Source organism: Pseudomonas multiresinivorans, assembly GCF_012971725.1.
GTDB classification, from domain to species: Bacteria; Pseudomonadota; Gammaproteobacteria; order Pseudomonadales; family Pseudomonadaceae; genus Pseudomonas; species Pseudomonas multiresinivorans.
Genome location: NZ_CP048833.1, coordinates 5,605,447 through 5,631,430 on the forward strand (window position 1 = coordinate 5,605,447; position 25,984 = coordinate 5,631,430).

Below are 25,984 nucleotides of genomic sequence, written 5' to 3' on the forward strand. Positions count from 1 at the left end.
CCGGCTGATCGGGGGGAGGCAGTGGAACTATTGGAATTGAGTGTCGAAAGGCCGGTGGAGCTTTCCGCTGGTCCGTGCTCATAAGCAGGCACGTCACGAAGACTCCCGTGGATACTGTCAGAAGTATCCGTAGGGCCATTTCCCACTGACATCAGATGATTCCTAATCCCGCGCCCACTGAGCCAGTGCGCCGACGAGACGCCCCGACGTGTCTGGCTCGCCTGTTACGCACAGCGGGTAGGAATGGGATGAGGTGTGAACCGAGACTTTCGGGATCGTAAAGAGGGCATAACGCCTTCACCGCGACCAGTGCCATGACTGGCTAGTGGGCACATCCGGGCCCCAAAAAAGAAAAAACCCCGCAGCCAGGCGGGGTTCCTTCAGAGCGGCAAGTCAGTCCTTGCGCTGGGGGCTCAGCAGCTCGATCTTGTAGCCGTCCGGGTCTTCGACGAAGGCCAGGATGCTGGTGCCGTGCTTCATCGGGCCCGGCTCGCGGGTGATCTTGCCACCGCGGGAGCGGATGTCTTCGCAGGCCTTGTAGACGTCGGCCACTTCCAGAGCGATGTGGCCGTAACCGGTGCCCAGCTCGTACTTGTCCACGCCCCAGTTGTAGGTCAGCTCGATGACGCTGTTCTCGTCCTCACTGCCGTAGCCGACGAAGGCCAGGGTGAATTGGCCGTCCGGGTAATCCTTGCGGCGCAGCAGGGTCATGCCCAGGACTTCGGTGTAGAAGGCGATGGATTTGTCCATGTCGCCGACGCGCAGCATGGTGTGCAGCAGTCTCATCGGTTCTTTCCTCATCAGGTGCCCGGATAGCGGGCTTATAAACACAAACCCCGGCTCGTGGCCGGGGATTGTTGTTTTCTGTAGGAGCGAGCTTGCTCGCGAATCGCGCAAAAAGCAAAAGCTACGCGAGCTGGCTCGCTCCTACATAGGTCGCTTAGAACAGCTTGCGGCCCTTGTTCGCGGCGATACGCATGCGCAGCGCGTTGAGCTTGATGAAGCCAGCAGCATCGGCCTGGTTGTAGGCGCCGCCGTCTTCCTCGAAGGTCGCGATGTTGGCATCGAACAGCGAGTCGTCGGACTTGCGGCCGACCACGATGACGTTGCCCTTGTACAGCTTCAGGCGCACGACGCCGTTCACGTGTTCCTGGGAGGCATCGATCATCTGCTGGAGCATCTCGCGCTCCGGGCTCCACCAGTAGCCGGTGTAGATCAGCTTGGCGTAGCGCGGCATCAGCTCGTCCTTCAGGTGAGCGACTTCGCGGTCCAGGGTGATCGACTCGATGGCACGGTGCGCCTTGAGCATGATGGTGCCGCCGGGGGTCTCGTAGCAGCCGCGGGACTTCATGCCGACGTAGCGGTTCTCGACGATGTCGAGACGGCCGATGCCGTTGGCGCCGCCGATGCGGTTCAGCTCGGTGAGTACCTGCGCCGGGCTCATGTCCTTGCCGTCGATGGCAACGATGTCGCCCTTGCGATAGGTCAGCTCGATGTAGGTGGCGGTGTCGGGAGCCTTCTCCGGGGAGACGGTCCACTTCCACATGTCCTCTTCGTGCTCGGTCCAGGTGTCTTCCAGCACGCCGCCTTCATAGGAGATGTGCAGCAGGTTGGCATCCATGGAGTACGGCGATTTCTTCTTGCCGTGGCGCTCGATCGGGATGTTGTGGGTTTCGGCGTAGTCCATCAGCTTCTCGCGGGACAGCAGGTCCCACTCGCGCCAGGGAGCGATGACCTTGACGCCCGGCTTCAGCGCGTAGGCGCCCAGCTCGAAGCGAACCTGATCGTTGCCCTTGCCGGTGGCGCCATGGGAGATGGCGTCAGCGCCGGTGGCGTTGGCGATCTCGATCAGGCGCTTGGCGATCAGCGGACGAGCGATGGAAGTACCCAGCAGGTACTCGCCTTCGTAGACGGTGTTGGCACGGAACATCGGGAAGACGAAGTCGCGGACGAACTCTTCTCGCAGGTCCTCGATGAAGATCTCTTTCACGCCCATCTGCTTGGCCTTGGCGCGGGCCGGCTCGACCTCCTCGCCCTGACCCAGGTCAGCGGTAAAGGTCACTACTTCGCAGTTATAGGTATCCTGCAGCCACTTCAGAATCACGGAGGTGTCCAGGCCACCGGAATACGCCAGGACTACCTTCTTCACGTCCGCCATGCCACTCAACTCCACGGGGGTTGTCACGAAAGGGACCGATTCTACTGCCCGCCCAGGATAATTTACAGAGGGGCGACAGCTTTTGACGACAAAGCGACAAATACTATCGTCGGTGCGACCCGCCGCCGCAGGTTCAACCCTTGGGTGCAGCGGGTGGCGTGGCGGCGTTCGCGGCAGGCGTCGAGGGCGCGCCTTGGGTCGGGACGCTGGTGGCCGACGCGGGCACGGAGGGAGCGGGTGCGGCAGGCGCCACGGGCGCCTCGGCGGGCGCGACCGGAGCTTCTTCGGTTACCGCTTCGCGGGACAGATTGACCGTCACCCGGCGGTTCTTCGCACGGTTGGCGGCGGAATTGTTCTTCACCAGCGGATAGCGCTCGCCGTAGAAACGCACGGTGATCTGCGATTCGGCTAGGCCGTTGGCCTTGAGGTACTCCATCACCGCGATGGCGCGACGGCGCGAAGCCTCGCGGTTGGCCAGGCGGTTGCCGCTGTTGTCGGAGTGGCCGTCCAGCTCGATGCGGTTCACCGTCGGGTCAGCCTTCAAGTACTGCAGGATGATGTCCAGCTTGGCGCGCCCCAGCGGGTCGACCTCGGTACCGCCGTCCGGGAAGCCGACCTGGCTCTGGCGCACCTGGTCGAAGTTGACCGGGAGCATCTTCGTCGAACAGTCCTGGAACTGCGCATAGCCATCGGCGAAACGCGTCGGCAGCAAGCGCACCAGCAGATTCTCGCCAGTACGGGTGCGATGACGAACTTCCGGGGTACGCCCTTCGAGCAATCCACCGAGCAGGCGCCCGGCCTGTTGCTGGGTGCTGTTGAACGGCACTTCGCCGGAACTCACGCTCACCGAACCTAGGTTCAGGTCGCCCTGCCCCGGCCGCCACGGCGGCGCGGCGGCCAAAAGGGTCGCCGAACCGGTGCCCAGCCAGCCCTGCTGGGATTTGAGTCGGAAGGTCGGCTGCTCGCCGGCCCGCCAGACGAATTCGCCCACGCCGAAACCGCCCACGTTCTGCGACAGCCGGCACTCGAACTGATCGCCCGCCACCGTCCACTGGGCGCTTTCCAGGCGCGGCTGGAACGTCAGCCCCCAGGCCGGCAGGCTGGCGCAAAGTGTGAGCAGGAGAAGGGAAGGCTGGCGCACGGTGGCATCCATACAGGCAAATAGGCGTCCCAGATTCTATCGGTCAGCCTCGGCAAAACTTGATAGCGAGTGCCGGCGGCGGCCTTTTCCGGTAGCATTTCACCCTCTTCCCGCTGCAACCGCACCCCTGGAATCCGCATGTCCGACCGCCTGACACTCCTGCGCCCCGACGACTGGCACATCCACCTGCGCGACGGCGCCGCACTCGCGCAAACCGTCGGCGACGCCGCCCGCACCTTCGGCCGCGCCATCATCATGCCGAACCTGGTCCCGCCGGTACGCAACGCCGCCGAAGCCGACGCCTACCGCCAGCGCATCCTGGCTGCCCGTCCGGCCGGCAGCCGCTTCGAGCCGCTGATGGTGCTCTACCTCACCGACCGCACCAGCGCCGAGGAAGTCCGCGCCGCCAAGGCCTCGGGCTTCGTGCACGCCGCCAAGCTCTATCCGGCCGGCGCCACCACCAACTCCGATTCCGGTGTGACCAGCGTCGACAACATCTTCCACGTCCTCGAAGCCATGGCCGAAGTCGGCCTGCCGCTGCTGGTGCACGGTGAAGTGACCCGCGCAGAAGTCGACGTGTTCGACCGCGAGAAGCGCTTCATCGACGAACACCTGACCCGCGTGGTCGAGCGCTTCCCGACCCTGAAGGTGGTCTTCGAGCACATCACCACCGGCGATGCCGCCGCCTTCGTCAAGGCCGCCCCGGCCAACGTCGGCGCCACCATCACCGCGCACCACCTGCTGTACAACCGCAACCACATGCTGGTTGGCGGCATCCGCCCGCACTTCTATTGCCTGCCGATCCTCAAGCGCAACACCCACCAGGAAGCCCTGCTGGATGCTGCCACCAGTGGCAGCCCGAAGTTCTTCCTCGGCACCGACTCGGCACCCCACGCGCGTCACGCCAAGGAAGCCGCCTGCGGTTGCGCCGGCTGCTACACCGCCTACGCCGCCATCGAGCTGTACGCGGAAGCCTTCGAGCAACGCAATGCACTGGACAAGCTGGAAGGCTTCGCCAGCCTGCACGGCCCGGACTTCTACGGTCTGCCGCGCAACAGCGACCGCATCACCCTGGTGCGTGAAGAATGGGAAGCGCCGGCGGCCCTGCCGTTCGGCGACTTCGATGTAGTCCCGCTGCGTGCCGGCGAGAAACTGCGCTGGCGCCTGCTGGAGACCGTGGCATGAGTGACGAGAACGAAATCTTCGAAGAAGAACTCGACGGTTCTTTCCCGCCGGGCCCGCGCCACCCGATGGCACGCCGCTTCCGTGGCTACCTGCCGGTCGTGGTGGACGTCGAGACCGGCGGCTTCAACGCCAGCACCGACGCGCTGCTGGAAATCGCCGCCGTCACCATCGGCATGGACGAAAGCGGCTACCTGTTCCCCGAGCACACCTACTTCTTCCGTGTGGAGCCCTTCGAAGGCGCCAACATCGAGCAGGCCGCGCTGGAGTTCACCGGCATCAAGCTGGACCACCCGCTGCGCATGGCCGTGCCAGAAGAACAGGCACTGACCGAGATCTTCCGCGGCATCCGCAAATCGCTGAAGTCCAACGGCTGCAAGCGGGCGATCCTGGTCGGCCACAACAGCAGCTTCGACCTGGGCTTCCTCAACGCCGCAGTCAACCGCAGCGGCGTGAAGCGCAACCCGTTCCACCCGTTCTCCAGCTTCGACACCGCGACCCTCGCCGGCCTCGCCTACGGCCAGACCGTCCTGGCGAAAGCCTGCCAGACCGCCGGTATCGAGTTCGACAACCGCGAAGCGCACTCGGCCCGTTACGACACCGAGAAGACCGCCGAGCTGTTCTGCGGCATCGTCAACCGCTGGAAGGAGTTCGGCGGCTGGATGGAAGACGATCACTGATCGGCTTCAACGCTCCATGAAAAAGCCCCGCACTTGCGGGGCTTTTTCATGGAGCCTGCATCAACACCCTGCCGTACCTGCAGGAGCGAGCTTGCTAGCGAACCCCAGCGTCTTCGGATGCCTGACAGGCGGGATTGGCGCCATAACTGGCCCTGTTCGCGAGCAAGCTCGCTCCTGCAAAAAGCACGTCGCTCCCAGCACCTATTGCGCGCAGCCCGCAATCCACGCGGGCTGGACGCTAAGTCATTGAACCCAATGACCATTTGTCAGACAGCCTGGATGCGTACTCGGGAACTTTTGACAATCATTCTCATTATTATTAGTATCGCTTCCAACAACCCCACAGCGACTGTAGTGCAACCATGTACGTCTGCCTCTGCAACGGTGTTACCGATACCCAGATCCGCGATGCGATCTACGACGGCGCCTGCAATTACCGCGAAGTGCGCGAGTGCACCGGCGTCGGTACCCAGTGCGGCAAGTGCGCTTGCCTCGCCAAGCAGGTGGTACGCGATACGCTCGGCGAACTGCAAAGCGCCCAGAGCATGAACTACAACCTGGCCTACGCGGCGAGTTGAAAAAATACCGCTGATCAGTTCAGCAGGAATTCCGAAGAAACCGGGCACTGGCCCGGTTTTTTTATGCCTGAAATTCAGGGATTTAGCGCCGGGATGCGGAATTAAAACATTCGCATTCATATTCCTTTTTATAACAAATTCAAGCACTTATGTTTGACATGTGGTTATAAGGGGGCGAGAATTTCAATCTCTCCCACTCCACACGGCAGGACCCCGGCATGAAAGGCGACAAGAAAGTCATCCAGCATCTGAACAAGATCCTCGGCAACGAGCTGATCGCCATCAACCAGTACTTCCTGCACTCGCGCATGTGGAACGACTGGGGCCTGAAGCGCCTCGGCGCGCACGAGTACCACGAGTCCATCGATGAGATGAAGCACGCCGACAAACTCATCGAACGCATCCTGTTCCTCGAAGGCCTGCCCAACCTGCAGGACCTGGGCAAGCTGCTGATCGGCGAGAACACCCAGGAAATGCTGCAGTGCGACCTGAACCTGGAACTCAAGGCCTGCAAGGACCTGCGCGACGCCATCGTGCATTGCGAAAGCGTGCATGACTACGTCAGCCGCGACCTGCTCAAGGACATCCTCGAGTCCGAGGAAGAGCACATCGACTACCTGGAAACCCAGCTGGGCCTGATCCAGAAAGTCGGTCTGGAAAACTACCTGCAGTCGCACATGCACGAAGACGACTGATCAGGCAAAAGGCACCGGCGCTGTTGTGGACGCCGGTGCCCTTCCCTTCTAGCCGCTCGCCTTCGGCGGACGCCGCACCAGTCCGGCCTTGAATACCAGGCCAGCGCACAGTCCGATCACCACCAGCAGCGACAGGCGCAGCCCCACGTGCTCGGCGAGGAAGCCGATCAGCGGCGGGCCCAGCAACAAGCCGCCATAGCCGAACGACGCCACCGCCGCCACGCCGCGCGAAGGCTCGACGCCCGGCCGGTTGCCTGCCGCGCCGATCAGGATCGGCACCACCACCGACAACCCCGCGCCCACCAGGGCGAAACCGGCAATCGCGCCGGAAATCCACGGGCTGAATAGCGCCAGCAACATGCCCGCGATGGCCAGCAGTGCCAGGTTGCGCACCAGCGCCTCGTCGGCGAAGCGCACGCGCAGACGGTCACCGAAAAGACGCCCCAGCACCATGGTCGCGGAGAACGCCGCGAAGCCCAGTGCTGCCACTCGCTCCGATGCTCCCATGACCTGGTGCAGCAGCAGGGCGCCCCAGTCGGCGACCGCACCTTCGGAAACGAACGCGCACAGCGTCAGCACCCCAAGACCTAACAGTGCCGGTGGCGGCAGGCGCCAGCCACGTTGGGCTGGCGCCTCCTCCTCCGTGGGCTCCGGGCGCCCTTCGAACAGATGACGGGCGAAGAACGGCAGGATCGCCACCGCAATGACGGCCAGCAGGGTGAAGTGCCAGACAGGCGCCATGCCGGCAAAGATCGCCGCTCCGATGGCGCCGGTGAGTCCGCCCAGGCTGTACATGCCGTGCAGGCTGGAGATGCACGGCCGGCCAAGGCGCCGCTCCACTTCTACCGCCTGGGTGTTCATGGCCACGTCCATGGTCGCGAAGGTCAGGCCAACCAGCAGCAGGCCAGCCGCCAGGTACCAGACGTTGGGCGCCAGTCCGAGCAATGGGAAGCAAGCCATCAGCGCCAGTCCGGAAACCACCGTGATCGCCCGGCTACCATGACGCCGCACCAATGCCCCGGCGAAAACAAATGCCAGCAGCGCGCCCACTCCGGCGCCCAGCAACGCCTGGCCCAGTTGCTGCTCGTCCACGCCAGTCATGTTCTTCAGCGCCGGCACCCGGCCCATCAGGCTGCCATGCACCATGCCACCCATGGCGAAGCAGTAACCACATGCCCAGCGTGCGGCGTTGGCCCGTGATTGTTCACTCATCCTTTATTTCTTCCCAAAAACAAAGCCCCGCCAAGGCGGGGCTTTGTGCGACAGCACGAAAGACTCAGGCGTTGGCCTTGCCTACGGCGTCCTTGATCAGCGGTTGCAGCTCACCCTTTTCGAACATCTCGGCCAGGATGTCGCTGCCGCCGACCAGCTCGCCACCGACCCACAGTTGCGGGAAGGTCGGCCAGTTGGCGTACTTGGGCAGGTTGGCGCGGATTTCCGGATTCTGCAGGATGTCCACGTAGGCGAACTTCTCGCCGCAAGCCATCAGCACCTGTGCGGCGCGGGACGAGAAACCGCACTGGGGAGCGTTCGGCGAACCCTTCATGTACAGCAGTACGGGGTTATTGGCGATCTGCTCTTTGATGGTATCGATGATATCCATGAACTTCCTCGGCTGAACTATCAGATACTGACCCGGCAGCTGCCTCCTCGGATGGCGCTGGCCGGCACGGTACCGCGCATTGTACTGCAAAGCCGAGCGCTACGCTCGGCTTTGCAGATGCCTTGCGACAGCCTGTCAGGCGGCTTCGACTTCCACCGGCACGCCGTTGAGCGCGGTGTTGCCGGAGAGCGCATCCAGATGACGTTCGTCGGTGAGGTCGTTGGCACTGGCGCCGCCCTGCTCACGGGCAATCGACAGCTGCACACCCGGCCGTGCGTGCCCCCAGCCGTGGGGCAGGCTGACGACCCCGGCCATGATTTCGTCGCTGGCCGCCACCTCGATCTCGATACTGCCGACCCGCGAGCGCACACGTACCTTCTGCCCGTCCACCAGCCCGCGCGAGGCGAGGTCCTGCGGGTGCATGAGCAGTTGGTGCCGCGGCTTGCCCTTCACCAGGCGGTGATAGTTGTGCATCCACGAGTTGTTGCTGCGCACATGGCGGCGACCGATCAGCAGCAACTGGTCAATGGCCGGCGACTGGGTATCGGCGAAGCGGCGCAGGTCATTGAGGAAGATTTCCGGCGCCGCCTCGATGCTGTGGCTGGCCGTCTTCAGCCGCGGCGCCAGGTTCGGCCGCAGCGGCCCGAGGTCCAGCCCGTGGGGATGCTCGCGCAGCCGAGTCAGGTTCAGTTTGTGCTCGCTGGCGTCCCCGTAGGGCCCAAAGCGCAGGCCCATCTCGATCATCTGTTCCGGCGCCATGGTCGGCTTCAGCTCGGTGCCCAGGCGTGCGGCATAGGCCTTGGCCAGCCCGACGAAGATTTCCCAATCGTGCAACGCACCCTCGGGCTTGGGCAGGATCGCCTCGTTGAAGCGAGTGACGTTGCGCACCGCGAATACGTTGAAGGTGGTGTCGTAGTGATCGTGCTCCAGCGGCGCGGTGGGCGGCAGGATCAGGTCGGCATAGCGGGTGGTTTCGTTGATGTACAGATCGACGCTGAGCATGAACTCCAGACCATCCAGCGCCTGCTCCAGGCGGCGGCCATTGGGCGTGGACAGCACCGGGTTGCCCGCCACTGTCACCAGCGCACGCACCTGCCCTTCGCCTTCGGTGAGCATCTCCTCGGCCAGCGCCGCCACCGGCAGCTCGCCGCCATATTCCGGCAGGCCGGACACACGGCTCTGCCAGCGATTGAACGCGCCGCCCGCCGTGGTCGCCACCAGGTCCACTGCCGGCGTGGTACACAGGGTGCCGCCGACGCGGTCGAGGTTGCCGGTGACCAGGTTGATCAATTGCACCAGCCACTGACAGAGGCTTCCGAAAACCTGGGTGGAAACGCCCATGCGCCCGTAGCAGACGGCCTTGTCGGCGGCGGCGAATTCCCGCGCCAACTGGCGGATATCGTCGGCCGGCACGCCGCAGCGCGTGGCCATGGCTTCGACCTTGAATGGCGCCAGCGCCTCGCGTACCGCATCCAGGCCGTTGACCGGCAACGAAGCGTCGCGGGTCAGCCCTTCGTTGAGCAGCGTGTCGAGGATGCCCAGCAACAGCGCGGCGTCCTCGCCGGGCCGGACGAACAGGTGCTGGTCTGCAATCGCCGCAGTCTCGGTGCGACGCGGGTCGACTACCACCAGTTTGCCGCCGCGCGCCTTCACGGCCTTCAGACGTTTCTCCACGTCTGGCACGGTCATGATGCTGCCGTTGGACGCCAACGGGTTGCCGCCCAGGATCAGCATGAAGTCGGTGTGGTCGATGTCCGGAATCGGGATCAGCAGGCCATGGCCGAACATCTGCTGGCTGACCAGATGATGCGGCAGTTGGTCCACCGAGGTCGCCGAGTAGCGGTTGCGGGTCTTCAACTGGCCGAGGAAGTAGTTGCTGTGGGTCATCAGCCCGTAGTTGTGCACGCTGGGGTTGCCCTGGTACACGGCCACGGCGTCGTTGCCGTGACGCTCGCGGACCTCCGCCAGGCGCGTGGCCACCAGTTCGAAGGCCTCGTCCCAGCCGATCGGCTGCCACTCATTGCCGACGCGGCGCACCGGCTGGCGCAGGCGGTCCGGGTCGTTCTGGATATCCTGCAGCGCCACCGCCTTGGGGCAGATGTGGCCGCGGCTGAAGCTGTCCTGGGCATCGCCCTTGATGGACAGGATGCGCTCGTCCTCGGTCTCGATGGTCAGGCCGCAAATGGCCTCGCACAGATGGCACGCACGGTGGTGGAGGGTCTTGCTCATGGCTCGCCTCGTTCTTGTTGTCGCCGGCGCCTCATGGGGCCGGTCGCGGGGTCGAAAGCACTATGAATCCTGGCATTGCGGAGCACCACCAGCTTCCGTCGGGTGAATTGCGCGGCATCAGGAACGACCATGGTGAAGCCCCGCCCGACGGGCCTTCCGGGCGAAACTTGCGTAGATCCGTCATTTCCTTATAGGATCGCGCCTTCCCCCATTTTCCGCTCCATGCGGTCCCGCCGCAGGTTCAGCCCGTTTTTTCTCACGAAAGCCGGTCGGTACCTCGGCCTGATTCTGAGAATAAGTAGTAGGTACGAACCATGAGCGCACGTCACTTCCTCTCGATGCTGGATTACACGACCGAAGAACTGCTCGGTCTGATCCGCCGCGCCACCGAGCTGAAGGACCTGCGCGACCGAGGCGTGCTCTACGAACCGCTGAAAAATCGAGTGCTGGGCATGATCTTCGAGAAGGCCTCGACCCGGACGCGGATCTCCTTCGAAGCCGGCATGATCCAGCTCGGCGGCCAGGCCATCTTCCTCTCCCCGCGCGATACCCAGCTGGGCCGTGGCGAGCCGATTGCCGACGCCGCGCGGGTGATGTCGCGGATGGTCGATGCGGTGATGATCCGCACCTTCGCCCACAGCAACCTGATCGAGTTCGCCGAAAACTCCCGCGTGCCGGTGATCAACGGCCTGTCGGACGACCTGCATCCGTGCCAGCTGCTGGCCGACATGCAGACCTTCCATGAGCACCGCGGCAGCATCGCCGGCAAGACCGTGGCCTGGATCGGCGACGGCAACAACATGTGCAACAGCTACATCGAGGCGGCGATCCGCTTCGACTTCCAGCTGAATGTGGCCTGCCCGGAAGGCTACGAGCCGAACGCCGCCCTGATGGAGCAGGCCGGCGAGCGCGTGAAGATCTTCCGCGACCCGCGTAAAGCGGTCGCCGGCGCACATCTGGTGAGCACCGACGTCTGGGCATCCATGGGCCAGGAAGACGAAGCGGCCGCGCGCCTGCGCCTGTTCCAGCCATATCAGGTAACACGTGCACTGCTCGATGCCGCGGCGGCGGATGTACTATTCATGCACTGCCTGCCGGCCCACCGTGGCGAAGAGATCAGCGAAGATCTGCTGGACGACGCGCGCTCCGTGGCCTGGGACCAGGCGGAAAACCGTCTCCACGCCCAGAAAGCCCTGCTCGAACTGCTGGTCGAGCACGCGCATTACGCCTGAGCCCTCCTGTTTCGAGCCCGATGACCAAACCGCTGCTGCTCACCCTCGACAACCTTTCCTGTGGCTATGAACAGCAGCGTGTGGTGCAAGGCGTCAGCCTGCACCTGAACGCCGGCGACATCGGCTGCCTGCTTGGCCCCTCGGGCTGCGGCAAGACCACCACCCTGCGCGCCATCGCCGGTTTCGAGCCGGTGCAGGGCGGGAGTATCGAACTGGGCGGCGCAGTGATTTCCCGCCCCGGCTTCACCCTGTCACCGGAGAAGCGCCGGATCGGCATGGTGTTCCAGGACTACGCGCTATTCCCGCACCTGTCGGTGGCCGACAACATCGCCTTCGGCATCCGCAGGAGCCCCGAGCGCGAGCGCATCGTCGGTGAGCTGCTGGAGCTGGTAAAGCTCGACGGCCTCGGCCAGCGTTTCCCCCACGAGCTCTCCGGCGGGCAGCAGCAACGCGTGGCCCTGGCCCGAGCGCTGGCGCCGCAGCCGCAACTGCTGCTGCTGGATGAACCCTTCTCCAACCTCGATGTGGAATTGCGCCGCCAGCTCAGCCACGAGGTGCGCGACATTCTCAAGGCCCGCGGCACCAGCGCGATTCTGGTCACTCACGACCAGGAAGAAGCCTTCGCCGTCAGCGACCACGTCGGTGTATTCCGCAACGGCCTGCTGGAGCAGTGGGACACCCCGTTCAACCTCTACCACGAGCCGCAGACGCCCTTCGTCGCCAGCTTCGTCGGCCAGGGCTATTTCATTCGCGGACAGATGTGCGGGACCGATGCGGTACAGACCGAGCTGGGCCTGCTGCGCGGCAACCGCGCCTACAGCCTGCCCGATGGCAGCCCGGTGGACGTGCTGCTGCGCCCGGATGACCTGGTGCCGGCCGCCAATGGTGCGCTGAAGGCGCGAATCGTGGGCAAATCTTTCCTCGGCGCGGCGACGCTCTATCGCCTGCAATTGCCGACCGGCACCGAGCTGGAATCACTCTTCCCCAGCCACGCCGATCACCAGCCGGGGGATGAAGTGGGAATCGGTGTCGCCGCCGAGCATCTGGTGCTGTTCCCGGCCCAGGGCAGCGTGGCGCTCTAGCCGAGCGTGCGATCCAGTTCGCGCAGCAGCTCCGGCAGCAACTCGAACAGATCGCCCTGCAGTCCGTAGTCGGCGATCTCGAAGATCGGTGCGTCCGGATCGAGGTTGATCGCGGCGATGACCTTCGCGTCCTTCATGCCGGCCACGTGCTGAACCGCGCCGGAAATCCCTACGGCCAGATAGAGCTCCGGCGCGACGATGCGTCCTGACTGGCCAATCTGCAGCTCCGCCGGTGCAAAACCCGCATCCACTGCCGCCAGCGAAGCGCCAACGGCGCCGTGCAGGCGATCCGCCAGGGGATAGAGCGCCGCGAATCCTTCCGCTGTTTGCAGCCCGCGACCGCCAGCGACTATCACGCGCGCGGACTCCAGCGCGGGCCGCTCGAAATCCGGATGTTCTTCGCCCCGCCATGATGAAAGCGCGAGATCGCCAGCCCCGACGAGCTCCACCAGCTCGGCGTTGCCGCCTTCAGCGCGAACCGGGTCGAACGCCGTGGCGCGGACCCCCAATACCTTCAGCGGACCCTCGCAGCGCACGGTAGCGATGGCATTGCCGGCATAGATCGGGCGCTGGAAGGTCTCGCCGTCGATCACGGCGATGACATCGGAAACTGCGTCCGTGTCCAGCAGCGCGGCGATGCGCGGCAGGCAGTCGCGGCCCATCGCCGTGGCGGGCGCGAGTACGTGGCTGTAGTCAGGAGCGAGTCGAATGACCAGCGCAGAGAGGTTCTCCGCCAGCAGGTGGTCGTAGATCGGATCATCCACCTGCAGCACGCGGGTGACGCCCTCGATACGGCACGCATACTCGCACAGCTGGGCAAGTCCGCTGCCGGCCAGCAGCAGATGCACCTCGCTGCCGATCTGCCGGGCGGCCGCCAGGGCGTTCAGTGTTGCCGGCGCCAGGACGGAGGAACCGGAGTGGGTGTGGTAGTCAGCGATGACCAGGATTGCCATGGGCCTGCCTCCGAGCCGCGCCGGGTACGCGGCAGCCAATGGGAACAAGCCTAGGCCAGGGAGCGCAAAGCCCCCCGGTCACAGATCAAACAACCAGCAGACGACCGCTGGCCACCAGACGGGCGTAACCGGCGATGCTGACGCGCTCGCCCTCCAGACGGCACCACAGCTCGCCGCCGCGCGCGGAAGACTGGAAGGCGCGCATCTGCAGCTTGTTCAGGCGGCGCGACCAGTAAGGGATCAGCACGCAGTGGGCGGCGCCGGTCACCGGGTCTTCGTTGAGGCCGATGGCCGGGGCGAAGAAGCGCGAAACGAAGTCGTAGTCGTCGCTGCGCGCGGTGACGATCACGCCCAGGTACGGCAGGCGCGCGAGAGCAGCGAAATCGGGCTGGCAGTCACGCACCGCCTGTTCCGACTCCAGCAACACCAGCAGGTGGTTGGCGGTGTTCAGTGCGTCCACCACGTCGACGCCCAGCGCGTTCTGCAACTCCACCGTAGAGCCGGATTCGCTCGGCGGCTGCGCCGGGAAGTTCAGTGCCAGCCGGCCTTCCTCACGGGTCACACGAAGAGGCCCGGACAGGGAGTTCAGCTCCAGCACTTCACCCGGCTCGTCGAACACTTCGAACAGCACGTGGGCGCTGGCCAGGGTAGCGTGGCCACAGAGCGGCACTTCGGCGGTCGGGGTAAACCAGCGGATGCGCCAACCGGCGGGCTCCTTCACCAGGAAGGCGGTCTCCGAGAGGTTGTGCTCGGCGGCAATCTGCTGCATCAGTTCGTCGCTCAACCAGGCATCGAGGCGGTAGACCATGGCCGGGTTGCCGGCGAACGGGCGGTCGGTGAAAGCGTCTACCTGGTGGAAATCGAGCAGCATGGCAGTCTCCTGAAAAGTGATGTCCGAGCATGACAGAAGCCGATGAACGACGAACCGTACAGAAGCGACCAGACAGTCGTTCGCTCAACCCCGACCGATGGGGGCAAAGGTCGCCGACGTCAGCCCGGCGAGGGTGTCGGCGCTCAGTTCCACTTCCAGTCCACGACGGCCGGCGCTGACGTGGATAGTCGGGAAACCCTGGGCGGATTCGTCGATGAAGGTACGCAAGCGTTTCTTCTGCCCCAGCGGGCTGATGCCGCCCACCAGGTAACCGGTGGCGCGCTGCGCGGCATGGGGATCGGCCATGTCGGCTTTCTTCACGCCCGCGGCGTGGGCCAGCGCTTTCAGGTCCAGCGTGCCTACGACCGGTACCACGGCGACCAGCAGCTCGCCCTTTTCGCTGGCGGCGAGCAGGGTCTTGAATACGCGCGCCGGATCGAGATTGAGTTTCTCGGCGGCCTCCAGGCCATAGGACGGCGCCTTGGGGTCGTGCTCATAGCTCAGCACGCGGTGTTCGGCGCGATTCTTCTTCAGCAGGTCGATGGCGGGGGTCATGATCGGCGGGCTTCTCGCAAGCGGCTTTCCAGCGCATAACAGTAAGCCAAGGCGTGCTGCACTGCACGGTGTTCGCTTCACCGATGCGGACGAATCCCGTATGGTCTGCGCCATTCACCTTCCGGCCCGCGTGGCCGGGACTGCCGAACGGAATCCGCACAAGGCCGCCCGCATGACCGACCTGAAGAACAAGAAATACGTCGTCGCCCTCGACCAGGGCACCACCAGCTCGCGCGCCATCATCTTCGACCACGACGCCAACGTGGTCAGCGTGGCCCAGCGCGAGTTCGCGCAGATCTACCCGCAACCGGGCTGGGTCGAGCACGACCCGATGGAAATCTGGGCGACCCAGAGCTCGACCCTGGTCGAGGCGCTCGCCCAGGCCAACATCAGCGTCGCCGAGGTGGCGGCCATCGGCATCACCAACCAGCGCGAAACCACGCTGGTGTGGGACAAGGCCAGCGGCCGGCCGATCCACAACGCCATCGTCTGGCAGTGCCGGCGCAGCGCGGCGATCTGCGAACAACTCAAGCGCGACGGCCTGGAGCAGCACATCCGCGACACGACCGGGCTGGTCATCGACCCCTACTTCTCCGGCACCAAGCTCAAGTGGATCCTCGACAACGTCGACGGCGCCCGCGAACGCGCGCAGCGTGGCGAGCTGCTGTTCGGCACGGTCGACAGCTGGCTGATCTGGAAGCTCACCGAAGGCGAAGTGCACGTCACCGACTACACCAACGCCTCGCGCACCCTGATGTTCGATATCCACAAGCTCGACTGGGACGAGCGCCTGCTCGCCGCGCTGGACGTGCCGCGCTCCATGCTGCCGCAGGTGCGCGCCTCCTCCGAGGTCTATGGCCACGCCAAGGTCGGCGGCCTGGGTGTGCACCGCACGCCGATTGCCGGGATCGCCGGCGACCAGCAAGCCGCGCTGTTCGGCCAGATGTGCGTGGAGCCGGGCCAGGCCAAGAACACCTACGGCACCGGCTGCTTCCTGCTGATGAACACCGGCGCCAAGGCAGTGAAATCCACCCACGGCCTGCTCACCACCATCGCCTGCGGCCCGCACGGCGAAGTCGCCTATGCGCTGGAAGGCGCCGTGTTCAATGGCGGTTCCACCGTGCAGTGGCTGCGCGACGAGCTGAAGGTGATCAACGATGCCCACGATTCGGAGTACTTCGCCACCAAGGTGAAGGACAGCAACGGTGTCTATCTGGTCCCCGCCTTCACCGGCCTCGGCGCGCCCTACTGGGACCCGTATGCCCGCGGCGCCCTGTTCGGCCTGACCCGCGGTGTGAAGGCCGATCACCTGATCCGCGCCACCCTGGAATCCATCGCCTACCAGACCCGCGACGTGCTCGACGCCATGCAGCAGGACGCCGGCGAACCGCTGCGCGCCCTGCGCGTGGATGGGGGCGCGGTGGCCAACAACTTCCTCATGCAGTTCCAGGCCGACATCCTCGGCACTCCGGTGGAGCGTCCGCAGATGCGCGAAACCACGGCGCTGGGCGCCGCCGTACTGGCGGGGCTGGCCTGCGGCTTCTGGGGCAGCCTTGCGGAGCTTAAGGACAAGGCGGTGATCGAGCGGGTGTTCCAGCCGGCCTGTGACGAGGCCGAGCGCGCGCGACTATACAAGGGCTGGCAAAAAGCCGTAGAGCGCACCCGCGGCTGGGCCGCCGAAGACTGACTGCTCTTCTGTAGGACCGAGGGGGACGCCCAGTCCTTGCTCGCGAAGCGCTTGATTCCACAGTACCCGGCGGGGTTCGCGAGCAAGCTCGCTCCTACAGGTAAAGCCCGTGTCGCATGACAGCGCCGACTTCGTGCGGCATCCTTGCCCTCCCGGCCCATCCGCACGAGCACAGCGCATGAACCTGCCACCCCGCCAGCAAAGCATCCTCGACCTGGTCCGCGAACGCGGTTACCTGAGTATCGAGGAGCTCGCCCAGCAGTTCGCCGTGACTCCGCAGACCATCCGCCGCGATATCAACCAGCTCGCCGAACAGAACCTGCTGCGCCGCTACCACGGCGGCGCGGCCTGGGATTCGAGCATCGAGAACACCGCCTACAACACCCGCGCCGACCAGATGCGCGACGAGAAGCAGCGCATCGCCGAAGCCATTGCCGCGCAGATTCCGGACAATGCCTCGCTGTTCATCAACATCGGCACCACCACCGAAGCCATCGCCCGCGCCCTGCTCGGCCACCGGAACCTGAAGGTCATCAGCAACAATCTGCACGTCGCCAGCATCCTTGCCGGCAAGGATGATTTCGAAGTGCTGATCGCCGGCGGCACGGTGCGCGGCGACGGCGGCGTGGTCGGGCAGGCGGCAGTGGATTTCATCGAGCAGTTTCGCGTCGACTTCGCCGTGGTGGGCATCAGCGGCATCGACGAAGATGGCAGCCTGCTGGACTTCGACTACCAGGAAGTGCGCGTCTCCCGCGCCATCATCGATAACGCGCGGCAGGTGTTCCTCGCCGCCGACTCCAGCAAGTTCGGCCGCAACGCCATGGTGCGCCTGGGTCCGATCTCCCTGGTCAACCGGGTCTTCACCGACAGCCCGCCGCCCGCCGCCGTGGCGCGCCTGATGAGCCAGCACAAGGTTCAGCTCGAGCTGGTCTGAGACTTCGCAGTCATTTCACTTTCGAACATTTAGACGAATGCCTGCGCGAATTCGCGCCAAAGGCTGGTCATGTTTCGTTCACTGATCTAGGATATTTTCGAAAACGAACATAAAAGATTCACTTTCAACACCCAGGCGGTCCCATGAATTCCACCAGCAAGCGCCACGCGCCCCTTGCCGAAGTCTATGACCTGGCCGTCGTCGGCGGCGGCATCAATGGCGCGGGGATCGCGGCGGACGCCGCCGGGCGCGGGATGTCGGTGTTCCTTTGCGAACAGCACGACCTCGCCGCCCACACCTCCTCCGCCAGCAGCAAGCTGATCCACGGCGGCCTGCGCTACCTGGAACACCACGAATTCCGCCTGGTCCGCGAAGCCCTCGCCGAGCGCGAGGTTCTGCTGGCCAAGGCTCCGCACATCGTCCATCCGCTGCGCTTCGTGCTACCGCACCGCCCGCACCTGCGCCCGGCCTGGATGATCCGCGCCGGCCTGTTCCTCTATGACCACCTGGGCAAGCGCGAGAAGCTGCCGGCATCCCGTGGCGTGCGCTTCGGTATCGACAGCCCGCTCAAGGCCGAGATCACCCGCGGTTTCGAATACTCCGACTGCTCGGTGGACGACGCCCGCCTGGTGGTGCTCAACGCCATGGCCGCCCGCGAGAATGGGGCGCATATCCACCCGCGCACCCGCTGCGTCAGCGCACGGCGCAGCAAGGGTTTGTGGCATCTGCACCTGGAACGCCGCGACGGCAGCCTCTACTCGATCCGCGCCCGCGCGCTGGTCAACGCCGCCGGCCCCTGGGTCGACCGTTTCCTGCGCGAGGAACTGCGCCAGAAGCCGCCCTACGGCATCCGCCTGATCCAGGGCAGCCACCTGATCGTGCCGCGCCTGTATGACGGCGAGCACGCGTACATCCTGCAGAACGAGGATCGGCGCATCGTCTTCGCGATTCCCTACCTGCGCCAGTTCACCCTGATCGGCACCACCGACCGCGAGTACCAGGGCGACCCGGCGCAGATCAGCATCAGCGAAGCCGAGACCGACTACCTGCTCAACGTGGTCAATGCGCATTTCAAGCGCCAACTGAGCCGGCAGGACATCCTGCGCACCTTCTCCGGCGTGCGCCCGCTGTGCGACGACGAGTCCGACGATCCGTCCGCGGTCACCCGCGACTACACCCTGGCGCTAGACAACACCCCCGGCGAAGCGCCGTTGCTCTCGGTGTTCGGCGGCAAGCTGACCACCTACCGCAAGCTTGCCGAGGCCGCGCTGGAACAGCTGGCGCCGCACTTCGCCGGCGTGATGAAAGCGAGCTGGACCGCCAGTGCCCCGCTGCCCGGCGGCGAAGCCATGACCACGGTGGAAGACCTGGCTATCCAGCTCATGGAGCGCCTGCGCCAGCTCGACCCGGCCCTCGCCCGCCGCTGGGCCAGCACCTACGGCAGCCGCATCTGGCGACTGCTCGACGGCGCGCACAACCTCAGCGAACTGGGCGAACACCTGGGCGCCGGGCTCTATGCGCGGGAAGTGGAATACCTGGTCCGCGAGGAATGGGCCCGCGACGCCGACGACATCCTCTGGCGCCGCACCAAGCTCGGGCTGTTCCTCAATGCTCAACAGCAACACCAATTGCAGCGCTATCTGACACACGAAAGCCCTGCTCTGCCGAGTGCGTCTATTGCATAAGACGACGCCAACGATCACCCGTTAACTACAACGTTTTCGGACGCAACTGATATTTCCCCCACCTGAATCGCCGTAGCCTCCTGCCTTTTCCAGGGATAGCCCCAACAACCAGGAGGTTACATGTCGACCCGACACCGTCTCGCTATCGTTATTGCTTCAATCATGGCCGACCAGGCTTGCGCCGAGAGCCTTTCCGTCATCGGCAATCCGTTGCAGTTGGCAGATACCTATACCAACCCGATCGACCTGGTTGGCGAGGCTCACACCACCGAGCCGCTGCTCACCGCCTGGATATCTGCCACCGGCACCTTTCAGGGCGGTCTGAACAATTACGCCACGGTGACAGTGAGCGGCCCGACCGCCGGGACCATCAGTGGCAATGGCGCGTTCTACCTCCAGTCACGAAACAGCGCACCAACCAGCATCCAGGGCGACTTCGTTCAGGCGGGATCGCTGCAAGCCAGCAACATCGCCGATGCCACCGTCTATGTGGGGCAAGCCAACATCAGCGGCAAGTTCAGCAACCAGGGTACGATCAGCCAGAGCAACACGCTGGGCGCCCTCTCCCCCACCCTCGACAACTACAACCTGCTGATCGATGAGTCGACCCTGGGGGGCGGCTTCGAAAACAGCGGAGTCATCCACTCCCAAGGGGATGATTTCCAGAACCTGGTCATTGAGAACAGCAAGCTCTACTCCTTCAGCAACAGCGGCACCATCAGCGCCGATGGCGCGCGCAGCGTCGCAATGCTGTTTGGCCAAGGCAACAATTTCCTCAACACGTCAAACAATGTCCTCTACAACAGCGGCACCATCAGCGCCAAGGGCCAAGGCTCGATTGCCCTGAAAGTGGAATCAGAATTGGGGGTCGAGAACGCCGGCCTGATTCAGGCGGACGGTACTGCTGTCGATCTATCCCAGACCAGCGCCCACTACACACAGGAGGACGGTCTGACCGCGGGAGGACAGATCGCCCTGTTAGGTAACTTCTCGCCGGACTCAACAGCCAGCGGAGGCACTCTTGCCAGCTTCGATGGCGGTGCAGTGCAAGGCGATATCCGTAACATGTGGGTCACCGAGGTGTATGGCAACGTGTCCATGGACTCCGCGCTGATCCAGACTCGCTACCTCGAACTCGGCGGCGGCCGCCTGACGCTGCTACGGCCCCACACCGTGCTGGAAGGCAACCTGGAGCTGATCGGCAGCGAAATGGAGCTGACGCTGAGCCGCGCCACCGAGCAGAACCGGCCGATTCTGAAGGTTACCGGCGAGGCGGAGGTGGATCCGGGCAGCAGAATTCTGCTCACACCCAAACCCAACGACTTCAGCACCCAGGGCGACCAGCGATATCAATTGATCAGCGCCAACCGCTGGTACCAGTTGGACCAACAAACGGTACAGGTTCCCATCACCGCCAGTGAGCTGTCAGTCGCCAGTACTTCCGCGCTACTTACAGTCAATAGCCATGAGTTCGAAGGCAACACCCTGGTCGCCAACCTGCGAGCCATCACCGGCGAAGATGCCGGCAAAGTAGTCGCCGAGGAGGGCGCCAGCGTGGATGCGCAGACCGCCATTGGCGAGCTCTCTGGTCAGATAGACAAACTTCTGCCCACCGACCCAATCTTCGAGCAGATTGCAAATTCGGACGCCCGGCAGATCGCCAAGTTCGCCGAGTCACTCTATCCCGAGGTGAATGGAGGGGCCAATGCAGCGGCCATCTCCCAGCAGCGGCAAATGGAAAACGCCGTCCGCCAGCGCGGTATGGCATTGCGTCAACTCCGCGACAACCTTGATAAGGGTGGAGTCTGGGTTCAGGGGCTTGACGGCCACGGCAGCCAGGGCAGGCGCCAGGACATCACTGGCTTCGATATGAACGCGAGCGGCATTGCCGCAGGGGCGGACGCCGTCCTGGCCCCCGGCCTGATTGCCGGACTGGCATATGGCTACATGGACGGGAACGTCAAGAGCCACAACGGCAACAAGACCGACATCGACGGCAACGCACTAACGCTCTATGGCAGCTACCAGCAGGGAGGATACTTCGTCGACGCCAACCTCTCCTATGGCTGGAGCGAAAACCACAGCAAGCGTTACATCGCAGATACCCGCGCCAAGGGTAATTATCACGGCAAACTGGCCGGAATGAGCCTTCTGGCCGGGTATGATTTTGCCTTGGCTCACGGGCTGGTTCTTGAGCCGCGAGTGGGAGCGCGCTACAGCAATGTCCGGCTGGACAACTACGACGAGAGTGGCTCCAGCGCGGCGCTTCAAGTCAATAGCCAACGTTACGAGCGCGGCGAACTCGGCGCCGGGTTGCGAGTAGCTGGCGCGCTGCCTGCCGGGAAGGGCCAACTGGTACCGGAGGCGTCGCTCATGGCCTGGCACGATCTGATTGGTGACCGCACGTCCACCACTAGTAGCTTTCTGATCGGCGGAGGCGACTTCGAAACCACAGGTGTACGCCAGTCTCGCGATAGTTATGAAGCTGCCCTGGGGCTCGACTATCGCTTGGGCGCGGTGAGTCTGGGAGGCGGCTATCGCTACGAAGGCAGCAACAACTTCAACGGCCATAACCTAGAGGCGCGCCTGCGATATGACTTCTGAGGTCAGTTGACTTCCCAGCCACAGAACGAGATATCCACACTGCCCCCGTGAGGCATACTAGGCGACGCCACCGCCCCGGTGGCGTCGCCGCATAGAGAAAGACGTGGACCTGATCCTCAAGGCAGCCCTCGGCGCCGGCGTTGTGCTGATCCTCGCCGCGCTGTCGAAGACGCGCAATTACTACATCGCCGGGCTGGTGCCGCTGTTCCCCACCTTCGCCCTGATCGCCCACTACATCGTCGGCAAGAGCCGTTCGCTGGACGACCTGAAGACCACCATCCTGTTCGGCATGTGGTCGATCATTCCCTACTTCGTCTATCTGGCCGCGCTCTACCTGATGGTGGATCGCATGCGCCTGGAACTGTCGCTGGCGATGGCCGCACTGGCCTGGCTGGTAGCGGCTTCGCTACTGGTGTTCGTCTGGGTGCGCCTGCACTGAGTCAGGCGCGCATCGCCAACTGAGCTTCCAATTCGCTGATTCGCGCCTGCAGGCGATCACGCTCGGCGCGTTCGGCGCGGATGTCCTCGAACACGCTGATGAGGTGATCGGGCACCCCGTCCTGGGCGCGACGCTGCAGCGAGGTGCGCACGCGCACCCAGACATAGTCGCCGTCGCGGCGGCGCAAGCGCTTCTCCACCACGTAGCGATCGAAGTGGCCGGCCAGCAATTGGCGCAGAAGCTCCAGGTTGGTCGCCAGGTCGTCGGGGTGGGTAATGCCCTGGAAAGTCATGGTGTAGAGCTCTTCGGGGCGATAGCCGAGCAGCTCGCAGAGGCTGCCGTTCACCCGCTGCCAGCCACCGTCCAGCCCGATGTAGGCCAGTGCGCCCCAGGTCAGTTCGAAGATCGCCCGGAAACGCTCCTCGCTATTGCGCAGTCGTTCCTCGGTGGCCATGCGCTCGGTGTTGTCCATGCTGATGCCAACCATCTTCAGTGGTCGGCCGACGGCATCGTTGACCACCGTGGCGCGCGAGGCGATCCAGCGCAGGCTGCCGTCGGGCTGGAGGATGCGGAAATCGCACTCGCAGCCCTTGCCCTCGGCAGCGGCGCGCTCATACATCGCCTGCACGGTGGCCACGTCCTCCGCCGGGAGATGGCTCCAGAAGGTCTGGTTGGAGCTGACATGCCAGCCGTAGACCGCCTCGACGTTCGGCGAATAGGTCACTTCATCGCTGATCAGGTTCCACTCCCAGGTGACGATCCGCGCGCCCTCCTGGGCCAGCTTCATGCGCGTCTCGCTCTCCATGATCTCGGCGGTGTAGCGGCGGCGCAGGTCGGTCATCGGCAGCTCGATCGGCTCGGCATCCTGCACGCTGCGCAGGGCTTCCTCGCCGTAGCGCAGCCAGAGCCAATTGACCTTGAGAAAGTCTGCCAGCCGACGCAGGTTGTCGTAGTCGATCTCGCCGCCCTTGGTCCACTTGTGCACCGCCGTACGCGAAATACCCAGGGCCGAACCCACTGCCTGCAGCGTCAGCTTGTGGTGTTCGAGCAATTCCTTGAGACGGAAGGCGAAGCTGTTTTCCATCATGGGTGGCGCGGTCCCTGGAGGTATTCGAGGGCCGCAGTATACACAGCTGTAAACCGGTGGATGACAGACGCATCAGATGCCGACGGCTGATCGTGGGAGCGGACCCCGTCCGCGATTGGCTGGCCGCGCTCCGGGGCTGCCCGGAGCCGCGGGGAAACGATCGCGGACAAAGTCCGCTCCTACGCTCGCCGGATATTCGGGTTACAGATCGATCACCAGCCGCTCCCCGCGAGCGCGGGAGACGCAGAGCATCAGGGTCTGTTGCGAGGCTTTCTCCTCGTCGGACAGGTACTGGTCGAAATGCTCCACCTCGCCTTCGAGGATGCGCGTCTCGCAGGTTCCACAGACACCCTCGCGGCACAGGCAGTCCACCTGGGCGGCCTTCACGTTCTCGATGGCCTGGATGATGGTCATGCCCTCCTCCACCCGCAGTTCGCGGCCGGAGCGGCCCAGTACCAGGGTGAAGGCGCCGCCGCTGGCGGGAGCGGCCGCAAACTGTTCGAAGTGCACGCGCGCCTCTGCGATTCCGGCTTTCTTCGCGCCGTCGATGACTGCATCGATCAGCGGCTTGGGCCCGCAGACATAGACGTGGTCGTTCGCCGCCAGGGAGGCGAACAAAGCGGCCAGGTCGAGACGGCGATTCTCGCTGTCCACATAGAAACGCACATTCCCGGCATGCGGACCGTCTGCCAACTCGCCCTGGAAGGCGCCGTGCTCCGGGCTGCGGAAGGCGTAATGCAACTCGTACGGGACAGTGCCGCCTTCCAGCTCATGCAACTGGGAAAGGAATGGCGTGATGCCGATGCCACCGGCGATCAACACGTGGCGCCCGGCCTTGGAATCGAGGGCGAAAAGGTTGTTCGGGGTAGAGATCGTCAACTGGGTACCGACTTCGACCTGCTGGTGCATGAAGGCCGATCCGCCCTTGGACTGCTCTTCCAGTCGAACGCCGATCTGGTAGTGACTGAGGTCGCGCGGATCGCTCATCAGCGAATAGGCGTTGCTCAGGCCGTCGGCCATTTTCACGATCACGTGGCTGCCGCCGCTGAAGGCCGGCATTGGCTGGCCGTCGGCTCGCGCCAGGGTGAAGCGCTTGATCTGCGGGGTTGCCTGCTCCACGGCAGTCACGCGCACGCTGAACATCTCGTAGGTATTGGCCATGGTTCACCTCAACTGACCGGATGGCCGCGCCACCCGACTCTCTTCCGGCTCCCCGAGCGGCGGTGGAAGAGAGCTGTTTTCTAGGGAATGCCGCCCCGCTGTCTGCGGGGCGGATGCCCTGCGCCGACTTCGTCGATGCAGGGCCTCACGCAAGTGCTGTTCGCCACCCGCTGGCGGCGAGCCGGATCAGTCCAGGTGCGACACGGCGATCAGGTTGTGGAAGTGGGCAATGCCGTGCTCGCTGATACCGGTGCGCTGCTTGTCCACCATGATCCGGCCCTGGCCGCGGTAGCCGCGGGACTTCAGACCCTTCTGCACGCTTTCCACCAGGCGCAGGTCTTCCGGGCGGAACACTTCGCGGTACCAGTCGATGAGCTTCTGCTGCTCCTCGGTGATGTCCTTGTTGAGGAAGTAGATGTCGTAGTGCTGCAGCGTGGTTTCGGCGTCGACCGGGAACTCGTAGATCACGGTCATGAAGTTGGCGCCCGGCGGCACGTTGAACATGGTGCACGGCCAGGCCCAGAAGCCGGAGAAGGACGGATCGCTCACCGACTCGTCGACCTTGAACGACTGCTCCGAGGACTTGGCGATGCCGTACTGCAGGGTCCAGTTGCCGTGCAGGGTGTGACCGTACTGGCCGACGTCCACGGAGTCGGCAAAGCTCGGGTGCGCCGGGCCGCAGTGGTAGCACTCCATGTAGTTGTCGACGATGGATTTCCAGTTCGCCGGGGTTGCGCTGACGAAACGAGCGGCCAGGTGCAGGTCATCGATCACCGCGCAGGCGCCGCGCATCTTGGCTTCCAGGCCGGGCAGCTGCTCTTCCACGCTGCCGGCATCGGCGCCCATGTTGATGAAGATGAAACCGGCGTACTCCTCTACGCGCAGCTGCACCAGGCTGTAATCGCCCTTGTCGAAGGCCTCGACCTGGTCGCAGTTGCGAACGTGGGTCAGTTCGCCGTCGAGCTTGAAGGTCCAGGCGTGGTAGGGGCAGGCAATGACGTTCTTGGCGATGCCGCCGGTGCCTTCGAGCAGTTGGTGACCACGGTGCGGGCAGACGTTGTAGAAGGCGCGCAGCACGTCGTCGCGGCCGCGCACGACGATGATGCTCTCGCCGATCACCTCGCGGACGATGTAGGCATTCTTCTCGGCCACTTCACTGCGATGGCCCAGGCAGATCCAGCTGTGGGCGAAGATCTTTTCCTTCTCGTGCTCGAATACGGCATCGCTGGTGTAGAAGTTTGCCGGAATGGTGTAGGCGCGCTCGTGGTCGCTGCAGAAGTCGGCGGGCAGGCGTTCGAAGTCGGTCATCGGATATCTCCAGGCTTTCATCGACTCGCGCAGGGCGCGGTCCATTTGATTTTCGGTTTACTGCAACCCGATGGTTAACAGCGCAGGCAAAAAAAAGCCTGCGGGTGGCATCGCCCGGGC

The 25,984-nt window shown here is 64.3% G+C and carries 23 protein-coding genes; 11 read left to right on the top strand and 12 right to left on the bottom strand.

The window, feature by feature from the left end; genetic code table 11:
• Positions 1-393: 393 nt before the first annotated feature.
• From gloA to G4G71_RS25640, 3 genes are all read right to left on the bottom strand, one after another.
• Entirely contained in the window at positions 394-786 is a 393-nt protein-coding gene (gene gloA / locus G4G71_RS25630; protein WP_169941208.1) for a lactoylglutathione lyase, read from the bottom strand.
• A gap of 154 nt (positions 787-940) precedes the next feature.
• Complete coding sequence (locus G4G71_RS25635; RefSeq protein ID WP_054908855.1) at positions 941-2,158, bottom strand: argininosuccinate synthase; 1,218 nt, start codon at positions 2,156-2,158, stop codon at positions 941-943.
• Positions 2,159-2,291: 133 nt separating this feature from the next.
• Complete coding sequence (locus G4G71_RS25640; protein ID WP_169941210.1) at positions 2,292-3,311, bottom strand: flagellar protein MotY; 1,020 nt, start codon at positions 3,309-3,311, stop codon at positions 2,292-2,294.
• A gap of 126 nt (positions 3,312-3,437) precedes the next feature.
• Here G4G71_RS25640 and pyrC point away from each other — a divergent pair, with 126 nt between their 5' ends.
• From pyrC to bfrB, 4 genes are all read left to right on the top strand, one after another.
• The gene (gene pyrC, locus G4G71_RS25645; protein ID WP_054908856.1) at positions 3,438-4,484 is read left to right on the top strand and encodes a dihydroorotase; all 1,047 of its coding nucleotides are present in this window, start codon (positions 3,438-3,440) and stop codon (positions 4,482-4,484) included.
• Positions 4,481-5,161: a ribonuclease T gene (rnt, locus tag G4G71_RS25650; protein ID WP_169941212.1), complete on the top strand. Its 681-nt coding sequence runs from the start codon at positions 4,481-4,483 to the stop codon at positions 5,159-5,161. The genes pyrC and rnt overlap by 4 nt, the downstream gene beginning before the upstream one ends.
• A 362-nt stretch (positions 5,162-5,523) precedes the next feature.
• Positions 5,524-5,739, top strand: coding sequence for a bacterioferritin-associated ferredoxin (locus G4G71_RS25655; protein WP_169941214.1), 216 nt, complete (start codon positions 5,524-5,526; stop codon positions 5,737-5,739).
• 218 nt (positions 5,740-5,957) lie between these two features.
• The gene (gene bfrB, locus G4G71_RS25660; RefSeq protein ID WP_017521012.1) at positions 5,958-6,434 is read left to right on the top strand and encodes a bacterioferritin BfrB; all 477 of its coding nucleotides are present in this window, start codon (positions 5,958-5,960) and stop codon (positions 6,432-6,434) included.
• Positions 6,435-6,482: 48 nt separating this feature from the next.
• Here bfrB and G4G71_RS25665 read toward each other — a convergent pair whose 3' ends face one another.
• The 3 genes from G4G71_RS25665 to G4G71_RS25675 form a co-directional block, all read right to left on the bottom strand.
• A complete protein-coding gene (locus G4G71_RS25665) occupies positions 6,483-7,646 on the bottom strand; it encodes an MFS transporter (protein WP_169941216.1) in 1,164 nt (387 codons plus the stop codon).
• Between the two features lie 64 nt (positions 7,647-7,710).
• Entirely contained in the window at positions 7,711-8,037 is a 327-nt protein-coding gene (grxD, locus tag G4G71_RS25670) for a Grx4 family monothiol glutaredoxin (protein WP_024765398.1), read from the bottom strand.
• Positions 8,038-8,172: 135 nt separating this feature from the next.
• Positions 8,173-10,266, bottom strand: a complete 2,094-nt coding sequence (locus G4G71_RS25675) for a molybdopterin oxidoreductase family protein (RefSeq protein WP_169941217.1) — start codon at positions 10,264-10,266, stop codon at positions 8,173-8,175.
• A gap of 314 nt (positions 10,267-10,580) precedes the next feature.
• Here G4G71_RS25675 and argF point away from each other — a divergent pair, with 314 nt between their 5' ends.
• Entirely contained in the window at positions 10,581-11,498 is a 918-nt protein-coding gene (gene argF / locus G4G71_RS25680; protein ID WP_169941219.1) for an ornithine carbamoyltransferase, read from the top strand.
• Positions 11,499-11,518: 20 nt separating this feature from the next.
• On the top strand, positions 11,519-12,580 hold the full coding sequence (locus tag G4G71_RS25685) for an ABC transporter ATP-binding protein (protein ID WP_169941221.1): 1,062 nt from the start codon (positions 11,519-11,521) through the stop codon (positions 12,578-12,580).
• Here the strand turns inward: G4G71_RS25685 and G4G71_RS25690 are convergent.
• The 3 genes from G4G71_RS25690 to ybaK all read right to left on the bottom strand — a co-directional run bounded on the left by G4G71_RS25690 (position 12,577) and on the right by ybaK (position 14,959).
• On the bottom strand, positions 12,577-13,533 hold the full coding sequence (locus G4G71_RS25690; RefSeq protein ID WP_169941223.1) for an electron transfer flavoprotein subunit alpha/FixB family protein: 957 nt from the start codon (positions 13,531-13,533) through the stop codon (positions 12,577-12,579). The genes G4G71_RS25685 and G4G71_RS25690 overlap by 4 nt on opposite strands.
• A gap of 85 nt (positions 13,534-13,618) precedes the next feature.
• Complete coding sequence (locus tag G4G71_RS25695) at positions 13,619-14,404, bottom strand: PhzF family phenazine biosynthesis protein (RefSeq protein ID WP_169941225.1); 786 nt, start codon at positions 14,402-14,404, stop codon at positions 13,619-13,621.
• Positions 14,405-14,488: 84 nt separating this feature from the next.
• Positions 14,489-14,959: a Cys-tRNA(Pro) deacylase gene (ybaK, locus tag G4G71_RS25700; protein ID WP_169941226.1), complete on the bottom strand. Its 471-nt coding sequence runs from the start codon at positions 14,957-14,959 to the stop codon at positions 14,489-14,491.
• A gap of 172 nt (positions 14,960-15,131) precedes the next feature.
• Here ybaK and glpK point away from each other — a divergent pair, with 172 nt between their 5' ends.
• The 5 genes from glpK (at position 15,132) to G4G71_RS25725 (ending at position 22,308) form a co-directional block, all read left to right on the top strand.
• The gene (gene glpK / locus G4G71_RS25705) at positions 15,132-16,646 is read left to right on the top strand and encodes a glycerol kinase GlpK (RefSeq protein ID WP_169942801.1); all 1,515 of its coding nucleotides are present in this window, start codon (positions 15,132-15,134) and stop codon (positions 16,644-16,646) included.
• Positions 16,647-16,824: 178 nt separating this feature from the next.
• The gene (locus G4G71_RS25710) at positions 16,825-17,580 is read left to right on the top strand and encodes a DeoR/GlpR family transcriptional regulator (protein ID WP_169941228.1); all 756 of its coding nucleotides are present in this window, start codon (positions 16,825-16,827) and stop codon (positions 17,578-17,580) included.
• 143 nt (positions 17,581-17,723) lie between these two features.
• Complete coding sequence (glpD, locus tag G4G71_RS25715) at positions 17,724-19,265, top strand: glycerol-3-phosphate dehydrogenase (protein WP_169941230.1); 1,542 nt, start codon at positions 17,724-17,726, stop codon at positions 19,263-19,265.
• 120 nt (positions 19,266-19,385) lie between these two features.
• The gene (locus tag G4G71_RS25720) at positions 19,386-21,869 is read left to right on the top strand and encodes an autotransporter family protein (RefSeq protein WP_169941232.1); all 2,484 of its coding nucleotides are present in this window, start codon (positions 19,386-19,388) and stop codon (positions 21,867-21,869) included.
• Positions 21,870-21,981: 112 nt separating this feature from the next.
• A complete protein-coding gene (locus G4G71_RS25725) occupies positions 21,982-22,308 on the top strand; it encodes a GlpM family protein (RefSeq protein WP_169942803.1) in 327 nt (108 codons plus the stop codon).
• 1 nt (position 22,309) lies between these two features.
• On the opposite strand, the gene G4G71_RS25730 is transcribed toward G4G71_RS25725, so the two are convergent.
• The 3 genes from G4G71_RS25730 to G4G71_RS25740 form a co-directional block, all read right to left on the bottom strand.
• On the bottom strand, positions 22,310-23,395 hold the full coding sequence (locus G4G71_RS25730; RefSeq protein WP_169941234.1) for a helix-turn-helix domain-containing protein: 1,086 nt from the start codon (positions 23,393-23,395) through the stop codon (positions 22,310-22,312).
• Between the two features lie 201 nt (positions 23,396-23,596).
• Positions 23,597-24,556, bottom strand: a complete 960-nt coding sequence (locus G4G71_RS25735; RefSeq protein WP_169941236.1) for a PDR/VanB family oxidoreductase — start codon at positions 24,554-24,556, stop codon at positions 23,597-23,599.
• Positions 24,557-24,742: 186 nt separating this feature from the next.
• Entirely contained in the window at positions 24,743-25,864 is a 1,122-nt protein-coding gene (locus tag G4G71_RS25740; RefSeq protein WP_169942805.1) for an aromatic ring-hydroxylating oxygenase subunit alpha, read from the bottom strand.
• Positions 25,865-25,984: the final 120 nt, after the last annotated feature.

Bases quoted from the DNA above. Each gene is read 5' to 3' on its own strand.
- argF (WP_169941219.1), top strand. From the start codon at position 10,581: ATGAGCGCACGTCACTTCCTCTCGATGCTGGATTACACGACCGAAGAA.
- rnt (WP_169941212.1), top strand. From the start codon at position 4,481: ATGAGTGACGAGAACGAAATCTTCGAAGAAGAACTCGACGGTTCTTTC.
- G4G71_RS25735 (WP_169941236.1), bottom strand. From the start codon at position 24,556: ATGGCCAATACCTACGAGATGTTCAGCGTGCGCGTGACTGCCGTGGAG.
- G4G71_RS25665 (WP_169941216.1), bottom strand. From the start codon at position 7,646: ATGAGTGAACAATCACGGGCCAACGCCGCACGCTGGGCATGTGGTTAC.
- G4G71_RS25635 (WP_054908855.1), bottom strand. From the start codon at position 2,158: ATGGCGGACGTGAAGAAGGTAGTCCTGGCGTATTCCGGTGGCCTGGAC.
- glpK (WP_169942801.1), top strand. From the start codon at position 15,132: ATGACCGACCTGAAGAACAAGAAATACGTCGTCGCCCTCGACCAGGGC.
- G4G71_RS25640 (WP_169941210.1), bottom strand. From the start codon at position 3,311: ATGGATGCCACCGTGCGCCAGCCTTCCCTTCTCCTGCTCACACTTTGC.
- G4G71_RS25740 (WP_169942805.1), bottom strand. From the start codon at position 25,864: ATGACCGACTTCGAACGCCTGCCCGCCGACTTCTGCAGCGACCACGAG.
- G4G71_RS25710 (WP_169941228.1), top strand. From the start codon at position 16,825: ATGAACCTGCCACCCCGCCAGCAAAGCATCCTCGACCTGGTCCGCGAA.
- G4G71_RS25690 (WP_169941223.1), bottom strand. From the start codon at position 13,533: ATGGCAATCCTGGTCATCGCTGACTACCACACCCACTCCGGTTCCTCC.
- pyrC (WP_054908856.1), top strand. From the start codon at position 3,438: ATGTCCGACCGCCTGACACTCCTGCGCCCCGACGACTGGCACATCCAC.
- G4G71_RS25685 (WP_169941221.1), top strand. From the start codon at position 11,519: ATGACCAAACCGCTGCTGCTCACCCTCGACAACCTTTCCTGTGGCTAT.
- G4G71_RS25720 (WP_169941232.1), top strand. From the start codon at position 19,386: ATGTCGACCCGACACCGTCTCGCTATCGTTATTGCTTCAATCATGGCC.
- G4G71_RS25675 (WP_169941217.1), bottom strand. From the start codon at position 10,266: ATGAGCAAGACCCTCCACCACCGTGCGTGCCATCTGTGCGAGGCCATT.
- G4G71_RS25655 (WP_169941214.1), top strand. From the start codon at position 5,524: ATGTACGTCTGCCTCTGCAACGGTGTTACCGATACCCAGATCCGCGAT.
- gloA (WP_169941208.1), bottom strand. From the start codon at position 786: ATGAGACTGCTGCACACCATGCTGCGCGTCGGCGACATGGACAAATCC.
- G4G71_RS25695 (WP_169941225.1), bottom strand. From the start codon at position 14,404: ATGCTGCTCGATTTCCACCAGGTAGACGCTTTCACCGACCGCCCGTTC.
- grxD (WP_024765398.1), bottom strand. From the start codon at position 8,037: ATGGATATCATCGATACCATCAAAGAGCAGATCGCCAATAACCCCGTA.
- G4G71_RS25730 (WP_169941234.1), bottom strand. From the start codon at position 23,395: ATGATGGAAAACAGCTTCGCCTTCCGTCTCAAGGAATTGCTCGAACAC.
- ybaK (WP_169941226.1), bottom strand. From the start codon at position 14,959: ATGACCCCCGCCATCGACCTGCTGAAGAAGAATCGCGCCGAACACCGC.
- glpD (WP_169941230.1), top strand. From the start codon at position 17,724: ATGAATTCCACCAGCAAGCGCCACGCGCCCCTTGCCGAAGTCTATGAC.
- bfrB (WP_017521012.1), top strand. From the start codon at position 5,958: ATGAAAGGCGACAAGAAAGTCATCCAGCATCTGAACAAGATCCTCGGC.